This window comes from candidate division KSB1 bacterium (assembly GCA_022562085.1).
Lineage (GTDB): Bacteria > Zhuqueibacterota > Zhuqueibacteria > Oceanimicrobiales > Oceanimicrobiaceae > Oceanimicrobium.
Genome location: JADFPY010000059.1, coordinates 1 through 17,734, shown reverse-complemented (window position 1 = coordinate 17,734; position 17,734 = coordinate 1). Strand labels below are relative to the sequence as shown.

Genomic DNA, 17,734 nt, shown 5'->3' with positions numbered 1-17,734 from the left:
TCGTGGGCTCAAACCGGGCCAAAGCCAGAGCAAACATAGAATCTGCACTTAAGAAATCGGCTGACATTACTTTATTTCTGGAAAAATCAGGCAGCAAAGAATCAAATCAATTAGAGATAGAATACAACCTGTCAAAGTTACCCGAAGATGCTGTTTTGAATTTGGCGCTGGTTGAACGCGGTCTCGTGCAAAATATCAAGCGCGGGGAGAATTCAGGAATGAAATTACATCACGAGAACGTTGTTCGTTCTTTCAGCTCTTCTGAGTTGAAAAAGCAAACTGGAAGAATTACCCTGAAGTTGCCCTCTTCTGTAGATTTAGATAATTGTTCGATTATCGGGTACGTGCAGAATTTTTCGACGATGGAGGTTTTGGCGGCGAGTAGAGTGGAATTATAGAAATATTCAATTGTAATACCCAAACTCCTTCAACATCTTTTCATCCTGGCGCCATTTTTCTTTGACTTTCACCCAGAGCTCCAAAAACACTTTGCGTTCAAGAAGGTGCTCAATTTCCTGACGGGCTATTCGGCCAACATCCTTTAATGCCGCGCCTTTTTTTCCGATTAGAATGCCCTTTTGGCTGGCTTTCTCCACATAAATAATCGCCCGAATAAAATCCTTGCCGTCATTCCTTTCCTTGAATTCATCAATTTGAACTGTGGTAGCGTAGGGAATTTCCTCCCCGTATCTTTGGAAAATTTTCTCACGAATCAATTCAGAGACTATAAACCGTTCCGGGTGATCCATGATTTGATCGTCGTCATAAAAAGGTTGACCTGTTGGAAGCGCCGAAAGGATCTCCTCTTTTAATGAATCCAAACCATCTTTTTTTAAGGCGGAAATCGGCATGATAGATTTGAGAGTTCCCAGCTGCGAGTAATATTCCATCACCGGCAGAACCTGGTTCTTGGAAATAATATCCATCTTGTTAAGCAGCAAAATAATCGAACTGTTGAAATCATGGATTTGGTTCAGGAGCTTTGTATCGAATGCATCCGGTTCTTTAGCCGCAGCAACCATAAACAAAACCAGATCGGCGTCCTTTAGAGAGCGGAAAGCCGCCTGGCGCATCGCTTCCTGCAATTTATATTTGGGTTCGAGAAGTCCGGGGGTATCGAAGAAAATAATTTGGTGGTCTTCACCATTGAGGATACCCCTGATCTGGTGCCGGGTCGTTTGCGGCTTGCGCGTGACCGCGGCGACTTTGAAATCGAGGAGATTGTTCAGCAGGGTAGACTTGCCGACGTTCGGCTGCCCGACGATGGCCACGTATCCTACTTTAATATTTTTTTTACTCACTCGAATCCTTTGAGTAATAGTACTTCTGGGTTTCGGAGGCAATCACTTTGGAAAGGAAAAGCAGCCCGATTAAATTCGGGATGGCCATGAGACCGTTAAATACATCGGCGATGCCCCAGACCAGGTCTAATTTTGCCACCGCGCCAATCCCCACAAAAATACAGAAAATAATCCGGTAAGGCTTGACCGATTTCGCCCCCAAAAGATACTCTAGTGACTTTTCCCCATAATAACTCCACCCCAAAATTGTGGAGTAGGCAAAAAAGATGAGTCCGAGCGTCACGATTATTCCGCCCCATTCGCCAGGCAATCCCTGACTAAAAGCCATCGAGGTTAGCCGCGCACCGGTTTCGCCGCTGGTCCAGGCGCCGGTTGAGATAATAACGAAGCCTGTAAACGAACAAACGACAATCGTGTCGATAAATGTTTGGGTCATCGAGACCAGGGCCTGCGAGACCGGATTTTTTGTCTGTGCCGCTGCGGCGGCAATCGCTGAGCTGCCCAGGCCGCTTTCGTTGGAAAAGACGCCGCGAGCAACGCCGAAGCGAATCGTCTGCATAACCATCGCACCCAGGAAGCCTCCACTCGCAGCAGTAGGGCTAAAAGCCGATTTAAAAATTAAGGCAAAAGTCTCAGGAATGAGGGTGAAATTAATGATGACAACAACCAGACCGGCAATCATGTAAAAGATAATCATGATGGGAACGAAAACCTGCGTGACCCGGGCAATACTTTTGATACCACCCAGGATGACCAGTGCAGTCGCTACAGCTAAAATAATCCCCGTAACCCAGAGCGGCACCCCAAAGTTGGCTTGAACCGCATCTGCCACCGAATTCGATTGAACCATGTTGCCGATGCCGAAGGCAGCAATTGCCGCGAACATAGCGAAAAGCGAACCCAGCCACTTCCAGCCCAAACCTTTGGAAATGTAGTACATGGGACCGCCACGCATGTTCCCTGCTTCGTCCTTCTCGCGATATTTCACGGCTAAAACCGCTTCCGAATATTTAGTGGCCATGCCGACAAGGCCGGTCATCCACATCCAAAACAGCGCACCCGGACCGCCCACATAAATGGCAGTCGCGACACCTGCAATATTTCCTGTACCAACTGTGGCCGCCAGTGCAGTCATGAGAGCCTGAAAATGCGTGATGTCGCCTTCTGCGGCTCCTGATTCTTTTCGTTTAATTAAAGCGAGATAAAGCGAATGAAAAAGACTGCGAAATTGCAGGCCTTTTAACAAAAAAGTGAGATAGATTCCGGTTCCCACCAAAAGAATAAGCATGGGCGGTCCCCAGACGAAGTTGCTTGCTTCCCCGACAAAATCGACTAATTTCTGTTCCAAAGTTCCCTCCGATCTTGTAACTCAATCGTCTCGATTGGGATTTGCAAACGAGGACGTTTGCGCTACATTTTAATACGCCTTTGCAATCACAACCCGTTCTTCCGAATCACTGCCGCACAAAAGACATTTCCCCTTTTCTGCTTTTTTCTCCATCGGAATGCAGCGAATGGTCGCTTTGGTCTCGTTTTGCAGGCGGTCTTCGCACTTGCGGCTGCCGCACCAGTGCACATTGTAAAAGCCGCCCGTATCTTCGATTTCTTTTTTAAACTGAGTGTAATCGTCGCAATCAAAAGTATATTGCTTTCTGAACTCAAAAGCTTTGTTAAACAAATCTTCCTGAATTTTTGGCAGCAATTCCGTGATCTGATTTTTCAACCGGTCGAGCCCAACGGGATCTTTGTCTCCCGTATCCCGCCTGACGAGAATTGCCTGCCCCTTCTCCAGATCTTTTGGGCCAAGTTCAATTCGGATCGGCACACCCTGCTTCTCCCATTCGTTGAATTTCCACCCGGGGCGGTAATTCTCCCGGTCGTCAACTTTGAACCGGAAGTGGGTGGACCAATCTTTGGTGACAGAATCGATTTTAGATAAAACGGCTTTCTTCTCATCATCGCCTTTCCAAATCGGGATGATAACCACTTGAATCGGCGCAAGTTTCGGTGGCAGCACAAGGCCGCGATCGTCGCTGTGAGCCATAATCAGGGCGCCCACCAATCTCGTTGAAGCGCCCCAGCTGGTTGCCCAAACATACTGCAATTTACCGCTCTCATCTTGGTATTGAACGTCAAACGCTTTGGCAAAATTTTGTCCCAGGTTGTGCGAGGTACCTCCCTGGAGAGCCTTTCGATCCTGCATCATGGCTTCGATGCAATAGGTTCGGTCTGCGCCGGCAAATTTTTCTTTTTCAGATTTTATGCCGGTGAGTACCGGCAGAGCCATATATTCCTCAGCAAAAGTTCGGTAGATTTCGAGAATTCGCAGGGTCTCTTCTTCGGCCTCATCGAAGGTCGCGTGTGCTGTGTGCCCCTCCTGCCAGAGGAATTCCATGGTCCGTAAAAATAGCCGGGTGCGCATTTCCCACCGCACTACATTTGCCCACTGATTGATCAGAATAGGCAGATCGCGGTACGATTGAATCCATTTCTTATACATGTACCAAATGATGGTTTCTGATGTAGGCCGCACAATTAAAGGTTCTTCCAGTTTTTTGCCGCCGCCATGAGTGACTACGGCGCATTCCGGAGCAAACCCTTTCACATGTTCTGCTTCTTTCTTAAGAAAACTTTCAGGAATGAATAAGGGAAAATAGGCGTTTACATGTCCACTTTCCTTAAACATTTTGTCTAAACCGGCTTGTATATTTTCCCAGATTGCATAGCCGTTTGGACGAATGACCATGCACCCTTTTACCGGGGCATAGTCCGCTAATTTTGCGGACGAGATAATATCCAAATACCATTTTGAATAATCTTCAGATCTTTTTGTGATTCCTTTAGCCATCTTTTGATCTTTGTTAATGATGAATATGAAAAACCCCTATCGAATAGGGGTCTGAATTATTAATGATAATAGTTTCATTCGCGTTCCCGATCACCAAATCTGCCTTTTTCTTTTGGCTTTTTTCTCTTCCGGGGTCTCATGTTATCTTCTTCGTCATCATAATATTCGTGCCAATATTTCTGTTCCTCAGAAATCTCTTGATCATCTTCATCGTCAAGATTATTAATGATAAATTTTTCTTCGTCTTCATTCTCAGGACGCTTTGTCTTGGGGTTTTCTTCCGAAGACGAGTTACCTTGCTCGCTCACCTGACTGGTTCAGCTAAAAACTATAGAAGATATTAATAAATAAAGAGATAGATGAATAACTTTCAAAAGAAAATATATGTATATAATTTTTCTTTGTCAAGAAAATTTTAAACTTGGATTTTAATTGGGGATCAGATAAAAATAGATGGTTCTATTTTCTCCGATTGCAAGAGTTAAAGATTGAGAAGCTGGATGGGAGCGGAAACCGTCTTGTTTGACTTCGACTATATGGTCCCCGGCTGGGATCTGTAATTTGGCAGGTGCAATATTATCTCTGCCACCCCATAACTTACCGTCAATGTAAATGGTGGCAGAGCTGACATTTTGAGGATTGGATAACAGAATAGTGACTGTTGACTGTCCGATCTTTTGACCGCTATTCGATAGAGCTTTCGAAGGCAATGGTTTAAGCGCAACGTTTAAATCCTTCGTCCCAAGGGTACTAAACGAAACCTCTTTCGCCCACATTTCAAACCCTTGTTTTTCTACTTTGATAATATAACTTTGATTGACCGTCAAGTTGGATAATAACATCCGTCCTTGATTGTTGGTTTTGCCATAATGGGCTCCGCTTACGAAAATATCCGAAGCTTGTGGAAGCCCACTGCCTCGTACAGATAATTGCAGTTTCAGCTCCGAAACAGGAGGGAGGTTTGCTTGAAATGAAGTTCCTGACTTACCCGAGATGATTGGCCGGGTCGAGGCGATTTCATCGCTGTTAGTTTGATTTGCTTCCGCTGGCTCATATGAGGTAAGAGGATTCGAGTTAGATGAATTTTTTGATTCGGTCTTTTTTATAAAAAAACTTTCTTTCAAACTGGAAAGTCTGTTCATAAAATTGGCATCAAATGTGACTACAATTAGCAGGTAAATCACTGATATGGGAATTAGAGCAATCAGAACGGTTTTTATGACGGTTAAGCTCGAACGTCCGTGCAATTGTTTCTTATAGAAATCGGGTGGTATGGATGTTTGCGGGCTACTTTTACTAAAAATAGTCTCATCTTTGGAACCAAAGGGCACGCCTGTTTTTTGGCCACCGTTTGAACCAAACGGTGCGGCCACTTTTGTTTGCTGGTGCGGCTCCTGACTTATTTTTGGTGGGTCGGCGTTTTCATGAGTGTGTAACTGAGAGGAAGGAACCCTTGGATCTTCTGACCGTACCAGCTGATCAATCTCATCTTCTTGATTTTGATTCACGACACTTTCACCAAAATTATTTTCCTCAGGTTTAAGTGCCTGTTCATTCTGCTCAACATCTCTTTGCTGCTGAATAACTGGGTTCTGCTCCTGGTTTTCTTCTACTGTGTCGAAAAATTCATTTTGAGCATTTTGTTCCGGCGTCTCCTCCAAAGATAAATTTTCAGGTTGGCTTGCTTGAGGCTCATCTAAAGTTGTCACCGCTGCTGACCGGGCCTCTCCAGGTTTATCCAATTGGGTTGACTCAGTAGTTTCATCTCCATCGTCCGGAGGATTCTCTGACAGCTCAGATCGGGTGATGGATGCTAACTCATCAATCTCTTCCAGGGGCGGGGTAGGTACTGCAGAAAGGTCATTTCTATGCAACTGTTCTGACTTGGTGAACTCCTTATCTACATCCTGGGCGCTTGAATTGTGTTTGTCGTTTGTGGCTGGATCGAATTCAGAAACAGGTTCAACGTCTTGAATTTGACTCTCCGATTCAATATTTGAAAGTTGACCGTCTTCCGAAACAGGATTTTGGTCGGCGTCTTCAGGAAGAATTGTGGTAGGTTCCGGAGATGCTGCAGATGTTGTATCTGCAGTCGTTGGCTCTGACGGTGGTTCTTGAAGATTCTCTAATTGTGCCGGCGTTTGTTTTTCTAAATTATTAGAATCCATCATGAGTTGGGAAGGAACTTCTTCCTGGGGCGGAAGGGGGGCAGTTTCTTTCTCATTGTTATCGGGGATGTGTTCTTGAGGTTCAATTCTTGGGCTCACCGGTGCTTCACCTGTTTCTGGCTCCGGCGTCGATGTGGCCAAAGAAGGAATCGAATCCCGCTCATTTGGCTCTACGGTTTTTTCATTTGCTTCTGGAGTGATTTCCGGACTTTCCTCTTTTGTAGTCTGGCCAGTTTCATTTTTTTCTTGAATAGGACCAAGATCCGGATTTTTTGCCTCATTTTCGTTTGAAAATTGGCTGCTCTCCAAAACAGGTTTCTGTTCAAGTCTTTCTGTAGGAATTGGAATTTTTTCCGGAGATTCATCCGGTTGGGATGTTTCGCTTTCGGCCAACTTCGTCTCGGAGTCTGACGTCGTTTGTTGGGACTTCTCAAATTGCGGCGGCGATTCTTTTTCTAGACTATTTGAATGAATACCCGGCTGGCTGGAAACTTCTTCATGGGCTTCCAGAGTCTCATCTTTTTTCTCGTTATCTATTTTAGCTTCTGGCGTTTTATTTTGCAGTTCTGTGCCTGGCTCTGTGATTTTTTTTTCCTTTTGATAATCACCCTGATTTACGGCCGTTTCATTAGATTGCGTGACCGTTTCGTGCAACACCTCATCGTTAAAAATTTCGGCTGACGAGGTCACTATTGGGAGAACTTCCTTCTTCGTTTCAGCGATTTTTTCGATAAACTGACTAATAGTTGGACAACGGTTTTCTAGGTTCGGTTCCAGTGCCTCTAAAACCAGCTCATCAAGCAGAGCAGGTATTTCAAGGCGTTGAAGACTGGGTGGCACCAGGGCGCGCCGGTATGGGTTTCTTAGATAGTCATCTGCTTCATACGTTTCCCAGGGGAGTTCACCGACTAAGAATCGATAAAATAGGACGCCTAACGGGTAGATGTCGCTTTGGCGATTTAATGGCTTATCTCCATGAATGAGTTCCGGAGAATAATATGGGAGTGTATTTATTAAACTTCCTTGCTTTTTTTTGATCAACAAACGGATAAGCTCATCAAAGCCAAAATTGGCGATTTTAACTTGTTTGAAATTTATCTCGGTAAAGATACTTTGAGGAGATAAATGGGCGTGGATTACCTCATCGATATGGGCTTGCCGCAGTGTATTGGCAAGCGTTTCTATAACCCCAATGGAATCGGAAATGGACAAAACGTGCGTTTTTTTCAAAAGAATGCTTAAAGGAGTTAAATTACAAGTTTCCAGTACAATGTAATGGGTACCATTTCCTTCGCCGTGGGACAGTGCGGATATGGTGTTCTGATTTCTTATTGAACAACTTTTTTCTGCACATTTGTGAAAAGCCTGAACCAGATCATCTTGCTTTGCAAACTCCTCGTGCAATATTTTTATTTGGCCGGTATTTTTATTTGCCTCTGAACTGAAACTATAAACCGTTCCAATGAGATCTTCGTAAAGTTTTTTTCCTATTTTATACGCGCTATCTGACATTTGCTTCACTTGGCATATTCGTAAATCGTAAAAAGGAGCAAAAATTAAACACTGATTTAAGATTTACTAACTTTATCTATATACCTTGATAATCTAAACTTTACTTTTTATTCTGGTTTTAGATAAACTTTTCTTTAAGCAGGAAAACCACCACCAACTAGAAATGCTCGCCGGAGATCAGGCGGGCTTTTCTTTTTTTAAACCTCCGGATTCCCCAATCCAATGCTTAACATCTGGATTCAAGAAATTTATGGAAAAGAAAGAATTAGGCCTGTTTTGCCTATCATAGCTAAGTACCTGCAAAGCAGAATAATTGGTAAAATATTTTTAGGAGTGCTTGTAATTAAAATCAACGCTGTGGAATGGGCGGGGGTTACAAGTATATTGTACCGGTTGCAAAGGTCACAGCATTTCCGGCAATAGACACACGTTCGCCCAAATCCTGGCAAAATAATTCTCCGCGCCTTTTGGAGAGCTGCAGCGCATGTAAATCTTTTTTGTGCAATTTTTCCGACCAATAAGGGACTAAAGAGCAGTGGGCCGAACCTGTTACCGGGTCTTCCGGAATGCCGGCTCTCGGTGCAAAAAAACGTGAAACAAAATCAGATGTTTGACCCGCCGCCGTTATGATGATTCCCAAACAATCAAGCTGCTCAAGAATGTTAAAATCCGGCTGAATGGACAGAACTTCCTGTTCATTTTGAAAGACCGCAAAGTAATCTCTTGATTTAAGAACTTCTGCCGGCCTCCTTCCAAGTCCATCAACAAGCTGCTGTGGTGTTTCAGTTGCTAAAGGTTTTCTGGAAGGAAAATTCATGGATAAAAGCTCATTGGTCTGACTTACTTTTAACACACCGCTTTTGGTGTGGAAATTTATTTGATTCGGTTTAAAGTCCAAATGGTTAAATAAAACATGGCCTGAGGCCAGGGTAGCGTGGCCGCATAAATCCACTTCCATTTCCGGGGTAAACCACCTGAGCTCAAAATCATCTCCCATTTTTACGAAAAAAGCAGTTTCCGCGAGATTATTTTCAGCAGCAATGGCTTGCATGGTTTCATCCGGAAGCCAATTCTCCAAAGGACAAATTGCTGCCGGGTTTCCGCCAAAAACTTTGCTGGTAAAAGCGTCGATTTGATAAAATGGGATTTTCATGGTATCTTGAAAAATTTGTTAATGTCAAGCTTGATGCACTTAATTTAAAACTCCCAGGTTTATTGTAAATAAAAATCTTCCGTATGAGGCATTTTTTATGCCTTGCATTTTGATGCGCGGTTCTGCAACATTCCTAAAATACATGCCGTACACAGATGTTGTCAATTCATTCAAACCCCGCTAAAAATTGCTCGCACTAATTTTATGTAACATTATGACGGCTTGGCTGTCTATTTTACACACACAGTGATCAAATGATTTTGCTAGGAGGAATCATACAATGAAAAAGCTTTATAGTATTTTAAGTCTTTGCCTGCTTTTAACTCTGTCCCTATTTTTTATTTCATGTGGGAAGAACGGCGAGGCAAAAGACAAAGAACAGGAGGATGTTGTCCTGATTCCGGTTGAAGTCTCCAGAGTCAGCACCGACGATATCTCAGCCCTGCTGACCGGCACAGCGACTTTAGAAGCCGAGGAGGAAGCTGAGGTGGTGGCCAAGACTTCCGAAATTGTGATCGAAATTTTGGTGGAAGAAGGCATGCCGGTGAAAAAGGGGCAAGTGCTGGCAAGATTAGAAAATAAAATGCTGGCGATTGAGGTTCAACAGGCGCAAGCGGACATTAACAAATTGGCAAACGACTTTAACCGCAACAAAGAGCTTTTCGGAAAGAATCTCATTTCAAAAGAAGAATTTCAGAATGTGCGTTTTCAATATGAAGCTCAGAAAGCGCAATTCGACAAAGCAAAGCTCAACCTGGAGTACACTTCCATTAAAGCGCCGATTTCAGGAGTTGTTGCTGCGCGCTACATCAAGAACGGCAATATGGTGAATTTAAACCAACCTGTTTTTAAGATTGTCAATTTCAATCCATTGATTGCTTTGTTGTATGTACCTGAGGTCGACATTCACAAAATCAAGCCCGGCCAAAAAGCCGAAATCAGTTTAGACGCCACAAACGGCACAGCGTATCAAGGCAGCGTCTGGCGAATCAGCCCCATCGTCGATCCGGAAAGCGGCACGGTAAAAGTGACTGTAGCTGTAAAAGATGAGTATGGTGCTTTGAAGCCGGGGATGTTTGCGCGCGTCAAAATAATTTATGATACCCACGAAAATAGCCTGCTCATTCCCAAACACGCTATCTTATCCGAAGATGGCAGCGAAACGGTTTTTGTCATTAAAGATTCCACTGCGATACGACAAGTGGTTGAAACCGGGTATTCCAATGATCTCTATTTTGAAATTATAAGCGGCCTGTCGCCTGGAGATCAGGTGGTCGTGGTCGGACAAAATGGCTTGAAAGACAGCTCGAAGGTGGAGATTGTTCAATAGGTTCTGGATTCTGGATTCTGGATGCTGGATGCTGGTTGCTAACATCTAACATCAAGCATCAAGCATCAAGCATCAAGCATCAAGCATCAAGCATCTTTTTTAAATAGACACTGAACCCTTTTATTAAAAAAAACTTAAGAAATGAAAATAATAGATCTCTCCATCCGCCGCCGGGTCACCATTTCCATGGTTACGCTGGCGATCGTCATTTTTGGTTTCGTGGCATTCGATCGCCTGGAGGTTACGCTTCTCCCCGATTTAACTTACCCGACTTTAACCGTACGAACTGAGTATCCCGGTGCCGCACCGATAGAAGTTGAAAACCTGGTCACAAAACCGGTTGAGGAGGCGCTTGGCGTTGTCAAGAATCTGATCGAGATTCGCTCGATCTCCCGTTCCGGCCAGTCCGATGTGATTCTCGAATTTGAGTGGGGCGCGGATATGGATCAGGGGCGCCTGGATGTGCGCGAAAAATTGGATGCATTACAGTTGCCCCTCGAAGTGAAAAAACCGCTGGTACTGCGTTTTGACCCATCGCTCGATCCGATTATCACGTTGGCCCTTTCTCGAGATGTAGAATCAAAGCCAGTAGAAACAACGGTAAAATTTGCAAGTGTGGAGGCCGGTGCAGCTGGCTCAAACAATGAAGCTTTCGATGAAACCAACCTGAAATACCTGAGAACCTTTGCCGAAGAGCAGTTAAAGAAGGAATTGGAATCAACAGTCGGAGTTGCGGCAGTTAAAATCAGCGGGGGTCTTGAGGAAGAGATTCAAATCGAAGTTGACCAGGGCAAATTAAACCAGCTCGGTTTAAGCATCCGGGATGTCGCCAGTCGATTGCGGCGGGAAAACGTCAACTTAGCGGGCGGCAATTTAAAAGAAGGGTCCAATCAATATCTGGTGCGCACGCTCAACCAATTCAAAACGATCGATGAGATTCGCAATGTTATTCTCAGAAGTGATGCAAGCTCAAAAGTTTATTTGAAGGACATCGCGCGGGTTTACGAAGGTCATAAAGAGCGCAAAGCCATTACCAGAATTAATGGCAAAGAGGCTGTCGAGATCGCTATTTATAAAGAAGGGGATGCGAACACGGTCTCGGTTTCAGAGGGTATCAAGAAGCGTGTCAGCCGCCTCGATGATATCCTGCCCGCGAACACGAAATTGGATTTGGTTTATGATCAGGCGGTTTTTATTAGCAGTGCTGTCAACGAAGTCATCTCGGCGGCGGTTTTTGGCGGCGTTCTCGCTTTTTTCGTGCTGTACTTTTTCCTGCGAAATATTTGGAGTACGTTGATTATTTGTTTGGCAATTCCGATCTCGGTTATCGCTACCTTTAATTTGATGTTTGGCGGCGATATCACTCTTAACATTATGTCGCTGGGTGGTCTGGCTTTGGGAGTAGGGATGCTGGTGGATAATTCCGTGGTGGTATTGGAGAGTATTTTCCGGCATCGCGAGAAAGGCGCCGGCATTATAGAGGCGGCCAAACAAGGTGCAAGCGAAGTCGGTACTGCGGTCATTGCGTCCACATTAACGACAATAGCTGTGTTTCTTCCTCTGGTGTTTGTCAAAGGGGTTGCAGGACAGCTTTTCCGCGATCAGGCGTTGACGGTCACGTTTTCTCTATTAGCGTCTTTAGCAGTTGCTTTAACGATTATTCCGATGCTGGCCTCTGTTGGCGGCCGCAAGAAAAAAAACTATGATTTCGCCGAAGAAACTTCCCCACCGGAAAAGAAGCGCGGCAGAGTTGTTCGAGCTATGAAAGGATTTTTCAGATTTATCTTTACGACAATTCCCACATTTTTAGCAACGTGGATTTATCGCGCAAGTAAGGGTTTTGCTAAAGTTCTGGGCATTGCGATGAAACCCTTAGTAAAAGTTTTTGATAAGGGCTATCAGTGGGTTAATCGCACTTACCCCAAAATGCTTCATTGGTCTTTGGGTCACAGAGGTGCGACTTTGGGAGTGGCGTTCGGTCTTTTACTGCTAAGCGTTCTTTTGCTTTCGCAGCTTGGCGTCGAGCTGATCCCGCAGCTTTCACAGGGCGAGTTTATCGTTGAGGTCAAGCTGCCTCCGGGTACGCCGCTTGAAAAAACCGACAGGATTATCAAAACCATGCAGCTCAAGGCTGCGGGCCATGATCGAATTCAAACCATGTTCTCGGTTTCGGGAACCGGCAACCGCCTGGACGCCAACCCGGAGGAAGGCGGCGAAAACTGGGGTGAGTTGAGAGTCAAAATGACCGCTGGTTCAAACCGCGCCGATGAAGAGGTTCTCATGGCTGATTTGCGAGGCCGCTTCCGGCAAATCGCCGGTATCGAAACCAAATTCACCCGGCCTTCTTTGTTTAGTTTCAAAACCCCAATTGAAGTCGAAATCTCCGGCTACGATCTCAAGGGGCTCAAAAAGCTTTCAGAGCAGATTACCAGAAAATTGCAGGATCATCCGGTATTTACCGATGTGAAATCGACCATGCAGGGCGGGTATCCCGAAATCCAAATTTTATTTAACCGGGAACGCGTGGCTGCTTATGGTTTGCAAGTTCCTGACGTGGCGCAAATTGTGGTGAATAAAGTTAAAGGTGAATTAGCAACCCGCTACTCCCTGCGCGATCGCAAAATCGATGTTCTGGTCAGGGCGCAGGAAAAGGATCGGGCGTCCATTGAAAGTATTCGTAATTTGTTGGTTAATCCCTCTCACCTGCCGCCAATCAAACTGGCTGCCCTGGCAAACGTTTCCGTTGCAATGGGGCCCGGAGAAATTCACCGGGTCGGACAGGAACGGGTGGCTTTGGTGCGCACGAATATTATTGGCCACGATCTCGGCAGGGCGGCAGAGGCGATCCAGGAAATTATTCAGTCCATTCAAGTTCCTGAACAATTCGATGTGCAGGTTTCCGGGCAGAACAAAGAAATGGCGGTCTCTTTTCGATCTTTACAATTTGCTTTGCTGCTGGCCGTTTTTCTGGTTTACCTGGTGATGGCGTCACAATTTGAGTCGCTTTTACATCCGTTCGTGATCATGTTCACAATTCCCCTGGCGCTGATTGGTGTTGTGCTTGCTTTGATGGTTACCGGCAGTTCACTCAGTGTTGTCGTGTTTATCGGCTTAATTATGCTGGCCGGAATTGTGGTCAACAATGCTATCGTTTTAATCGATTATATTAACCGACTGCGCAGAAAAGGCATGGCCAAAATTGAAGCCATTAAAGAAGCCGGGCAGGCTCGTCTGCGGCCCATTTTAATGACGATGCTAACCACCGTAGTCGGATTACTGCCACTGGCGCTCGGTTTAGGGGAAGGCGCCGAAGTTCGCGCCCCCATGGCGATCACCGTCATCGGCGGTTTACTGGTTTCGACTGTCTTAACGTTGGTGGTGATTCCAGTAGTTTATGCAGTGGTGGATAGAAAAAACTAGATGCTGGATGCTGGATGCTGGATGCTGGATGCTGGATACTGGATGCTGGATGCTGGATACTGGATGCTGGATGCTGGATGCTGGATACTGGTAACTGAAAGGTTTTTTTAGTAACCAGCAACCAGTATCCGGTATCATTTCGATTTAATATTTAACTTGGATTAAAGACATGAATATCTCTAAAACTGCACTCAGACGACCCGTAACCACGGTCATGGTTTTTTTGTCGCTTTTTCTACTCGGCGGCATCGCCGGACAAATGCTGCCTCTGGAATACCTTCCCGAGGTAGATTTTCCGCAGATTTATATTCAGTTTCCTTATCCTAATTCCACGCCCAGGGAAGTTGAAGAACTGATCACTATTCCGGTCGAGGAAGTGCTGGGCACCATGAGCGACGTTAGAGAGATGAACTCCAATTCGGATGAAAATGGTTTGGGAATTGGGTTGGAATTTGATTGGGGGGAAGATATTTCCATTAAAGCTATGGAAGCCAAAGAAAAAATCGACGGTATTTGGAATCAGCTTCCGCCCGACCTCGAGCGCTATTTTGTTTTTAAACAGTCATCGACCGACATTCCAATTATGAATCTTCGTCTTTCTTCAACGCGCGACCTCTCCAATAGTTATGACTTGCTGAATCGAAAAGTGAAGCGGCGTATTGAACGCATTCCCGGGGTTTCGAAGGTTGAATTGCATGGCGTTGAAGCAAAAGAAATCATGATTGAATTGAAAGCAGATCGAATTTTAGCTCATAAAGTGGACATTGGACAGCTTCAACAGGACCTGCGAAATTCAAATCTTGTTTTCTCAGCAGGGCGTATCACCGATGGCCAAAAACGTTTTAGCGTGCGTCCTCTGGTGGAATTTCAAAGTATCCAGGAAATCGAAAATGTCGTTATTAGCGATAAAGGACTGCGCCTGAAAGATGTGGCTAATGTTCGGTACGATCATCCCGAGCTAGATTATGGCAGGCACCTGGATCGAAAATACGCCATCGGTCTGGAAATTTTCAAAGAATCGGGAGCAAACACGGTTGAAGTCGGCGATCGACTATTAGCAGCGATCAACGAAATTGAAACCAGCTCCGATATGCAGGGCATCAAACTCTACTTTATGGACAACGCGGCCGAAGGTATCGTTTCTTCTATTGATGAGCTTTTGTCATCAGGTTTATGGGGCGCTTTTTTCGCCGTGTTGGTTTTATACCTTTTTTTACGGAGAATCTCAACAACTCTGATTGTTGCTCTGGCGATTCCGTTTTCATTAATCATGACTTTAGGCTTCATGTACTTCCTCGGTATGTCTTTGAACATTCTGACGATGATGGGGCTCATGCTTTCAGTGGGCATGCTGGTGGATAATGCAGTTGTGATTACCGAGAGCATCTTTCGGCATCAACAACGCGGCGAAACACCCGAGCAGGCTACTATCGTTGGGGTTAAAGAAGTAGGCGTAGCTGTTGCAGCAGCAACTTCGACGACCGCGATTGTTTTTTTGCCTTTCATTGTGGCGCCGGAGGGTGAGGTTGCCACCTGGATGAAGTACGTGTCGCTGACCATCGTCATTGCTTTAGGAGCTTCGCTTTTGATTGCCCAAACGCTTATTCCCTTGTTGACTTCAAGAATCAAATTTAAAGCAAATAAATCAGACAAAAAGATTATGTTTGAACACCCTGAGCGGTATCTTAAAATTCTTAAATGGACTTTAAAACACCCTGGATATACGACGTTAATCATTTTTGCAATCTTGGCCAGCACGGTTCTGCCGATTATGAATGTGAAATTTGATATGTTTCCGGATCGCGACGACCGCAGGCTGCGGCTGCAATATCATGTCAACGACAGCTATCACGTCGAAAAAGTTGAAGAGGCGGTGGATACGATCGAGGAATACTTGTATGCTAATAAGGAACGGTTTGAAATCGAATCGGTGTACTCTTATTACACAACAGGGTATGGCAGTTCAACGATCATACTTACCGACGAAGAAGAAGCAAAAAGGTCGGAAAATGATATAGGAGATGAGATCCTGAAAGACCTTCCAAAAATCGCCATTGGCAATCCTTCTTTTGAAAGACGTTCGTCTTCGGGGGATGAAACTATCAGCGTTGAGTTGTGGGGCGACTCCAGCGAACTGTTGGCGGACTTAAGCAAAGATCTGGAGTGGCGGCTTGCACAAATCGAGGGCTTGCGGGACGTGCGTTCCTCGGCAGAAGCGGGTGAGCGGGAGATTCATATTAAAGTAAGCCAGGAGCAAGCACAAAAGCATTCTTTTTCTGCGGAACAAGTGGGGCAGGTTGTTGCTATAGCTTTGCGCGGTCAAAGCTTACGCCGCTTCAAAACCCCGGACGGTGAAGTTGAAATAAAGCTGCGCCTGCAGGACTCGGATCGCGAAAACCTGGATCAACTGAAGCGACTGGTGATGTATAACGATAGCGGCCGGCCAATCGAACTCGCTACTATTGCTGATTTCAAATGGCGTCGGGGTCCTCAGCACATTTCACGAAAGGACCGCAAAACCACCATGAGCGTCACCGCCGCCCTGGATGGGGAAATGACCGTCAAAGGTGCTGTCAAAAAAATCAAAATGCATTTGGCAAACTATGAGCTGCCGCCCGGATATTCCTGGAGCTTCGGCCGTCGCGTCCAACGTGAGAACGAAAGCGCACAAATTTTGGTTGTAAACCTGCTGCTTGCACTCGTGCTCATTTATTTTGTTATGGCAGCGCTATTCGAATCGCTGGTTTATCCCGCCGCAATTTGGTTGTCCATCCTTTTTGCTGGAGTTGGCACCTTTTGGTTCTTCTGGATGACCAGCACTACTTTCTCCATGATAGCCTTTATTGGCGTCTTCGTTCTGATCGGCATTGTGGTGAACAACGGCATTGTTTTGATCGATCACATCAATCATCTCAGGGCGCAAGGACTTTCCAGAAATGAAGCCATCCTGAAAGGCGCTGTCGAACGGGTGCGCCCGATTCTCATGACCGCCGGCACCACCGTTCTGGGGCTTGTTCCACTCTCCATCGGTAAAACCCTCATTGGCGGCGACGGCCCGCCCTACTTCCCCATGGCGCGCGCCATCATGGGCGGCCTGATGTTCTCTACCATCGTGACCCTTTTTATTTTGCCGACGATTTATGTCGGTTTGGATAATTTGAATCTGTGGGGCAGGAGGGTTGTGAGAAAAGCGACGGGGAATCCTGGTAGACCTGACAAAATGAAAGTGGCTTAGTCTAAATTTAGTTTATACATTCAATTCTATCTTCGAAAATCCGAACAAGTTTATACTGATCGCTCAATTCACAGGCCTCGTTCCATACTTTTGAAATCGCATTATGAAATTGATTCATTTTCATATTGCCTAGTTTGACGTGGATAATACGTGGTGGTGGTTCGCTTGGAAGAATCATTTCCGAAAAATCAGCATCTTTTGTCACGATTGTCAGGTTATTCTCTTTTGCATATTCCCATATCTTGAAATCCGACCATTCATCATCAATATCATTGGCGTGAATACAATCTTTATTTGACCATAAAGCAAAATAATATGGCAAATTAGCATCTATAAAATATTTTGCCATCTCAGGCAGTCATCTTAAGAAGATAGTTATTGCTCATTAACTTGGTCGCAAATTTCAAACATGCCTTAATGTCTTCTGGTTCTATGGATGGATACTGACGAAGTATTTCCTTATGACTTTCACCAGCACTCAAGAATTCAAGAATCGTTTGTACAGTAATCCTTTTCCCTCGGATGGTTGGCTTGCCATTACAAATTTGAGGATTTATTGTAATTCTGCCATTCAAATAACTCATTTTTTCATTCATAGTAGATATCCCAGTCAAAAATATATTTGATTTAATCTAAATAAAAATGATTCTTAAATCAAGGCAAAAGTTCTTGGCGACAAAACCCTCATTGGCGGCGACGGCCCGCCCTACTTCCCCATGGCGCGCGCCATCATGGGCGGCCTGATGTTCTCCACCATCGTGACCCTT

The 17,734-nt window shown here is 45.1% G+C and carries 12 protein-coding genes; 4 read left to right on the top strand and 8 right to left on the bottom strand.

The genetic code is table 11. From position 1 onward, the window contains the following. Positions 1 to 398, top strand: a 398-nt coding sequence (locus IH879_07685) for a DUF1223 domain-containing protein (protein ID MCH7674818.1), incomplete at its 5' end; no start/stop codon positions are given. Positions 399 to 404: 6 nt separating this feature from the next. Here the strand turns inward: IH879_07685 and era are convergent. The 6 genes from era to IH879_07655 all read right to left on the bottom strand — a co-directional run bounded on the left by era (position 405) and on the right by IH879_07655 (position 8,982). After that, entirely contained in the window at positions 405 to 1,307 is a 903-nt protein-coding gene (era, locus tag IH879_07680; GenBank protein ID MCH7674817.1) for a GTPase Era, read from the bottom strand. Then, positions 1,294 to 2,589: a sodium:alanine symporter family protein gene (locus tag IH879_07675; GenBank protein ID MCH7674816.1), complete on the bottom strand. Its 1,296-nt coding sequence runs from the start codon at positions 2,587 to 2,589 to the stop codon at positions 1,294 to 1,296. Before IH879_07675 ends, era begins: the two co-directional genes overlap by 14 nt. Before the next feature lie 129 nt (positions 2,590 to 2,718). Continuing rightward, positions 2,719 to 4,149 carry a proline--tRNA ligase gene (locus IH879_07670; protein MCH7674815.1) on the bottom strand — a complete coding sequence of 477 codons (1,431 nt, stop codon included), beginning with the start codon at positions 4,147 to 4,149 and terminating at the stop codon, positions 2,719 to 2,721. Between the two features lie 74 nt (positions 4,150 to 4,223). After that, positions 4,224 to 4,457, bottom strand: coding sequence for a hypothetical protein (locus IH879_07665; protein MCH7674814.1), 234 nt, complete (start codon positions 4,455 to 4,457; stop codon positions 4,224 to 4,226). Positions 4,458 to 4,577: 120 nt separating this feature from the next. After that, complete coding sequence (locus IH879_07660; protein MCH7674813.1) at positions 4,578 to 7,829, bottom strand: protein kinase; 3,252 nt, start codon at positions 7,827 to 7,829, stop codon at positions 4,578 to 4,580. A gap of 373 nt (positions 7,830 to 8,202) precedes the next feature. After that, positions 8,203 to 8,982: a PhzF family phenazine biosynthesis protein gene (locus IH879_07655; GenBank protein MCH7674812.1), complete on the bottom strand. Its 780-nt coding sequence runs from the start codon at positions 8,980 to 8,982 to the stop codon at positions 8,203 to 8,205. Between the two features lie 280 nt (positions 8,983 to 9,262). Between IH879_07655 and IH879_07650 the strand changes: the two genes are divergently transcribed. From IH879_07650 to IH879_07640, 3 genes are all read left to right on the top strand, one after another. Next, on the top strand, positions 9,263 to 10,312 hold the full coding sequence (locus tag IH879_07650; protein ID MCH7674811.1) for an efflux RND transporter periplasmic adaptor subunit: 1,050 nt from the start codon (positions 9,263 to 9,265) through the stop codon (positions 10,310 to 10,312). A 141-nt stretch (positions 10,313 to 10,453) separates the two neighbouring features. After that, positions 10,454 to 13,732: an efflux RND transporter permease subunit gene (locus IH879_07645; GenBank protein ID MCH7674810.1), complete on the top strand. Its 3,279-nt coding sequence runs from the start codon at positions 10,454 to 10,456 to the stop codon at positions 13,730 to 13,732. Between the two features lie 169 nt (positions 13,733 to 13,901). Beyond that, complete coding sequence (locus IH879_07640; GenBank protein ID MCH7674809.1) at positions 13,902 to 16,967, top strand: efflux RND transporter permease subunit; 3,066 nt, start codon at positions 13,902 to 13,904, stop codon at positions 16,965 to 16,967. Positions 16,968 to 16,974: 7 nt separating this feature from the next. On the opposite strand, the gene IH879_07635 is transcribed toward IH879_07640, so the two are convergent. Together IH879_07635 and IH879_07630 are read right to left on the bottom strand one after the other, a co-directional pair. Then, positions 16,975 to 17,316, bottom strand: coding sequence for a DUF5615 family PIN-like protein (locus IH879_07635; protein MCH7674808.1), 342 nt, complete (start codon positions 17,314 to 17,316; stop codon positions 16,975 to 16,977). 1 nt (position 17,317) lies between these two features. Next, positions 17,318 to 17,551: a DUF433 domain-containing protein gene (locus tag IH879_07630; GenBank protein ID MCH7674807.1), complete on the bottom strand. Its 234-nt coding sequence runs from the start codon at positions 17,549 to 17,551 to the stop codon at positions 17,318 to 17,320. Positions 17,552 to 17,734: the final 183 nt, after the last annotated feature.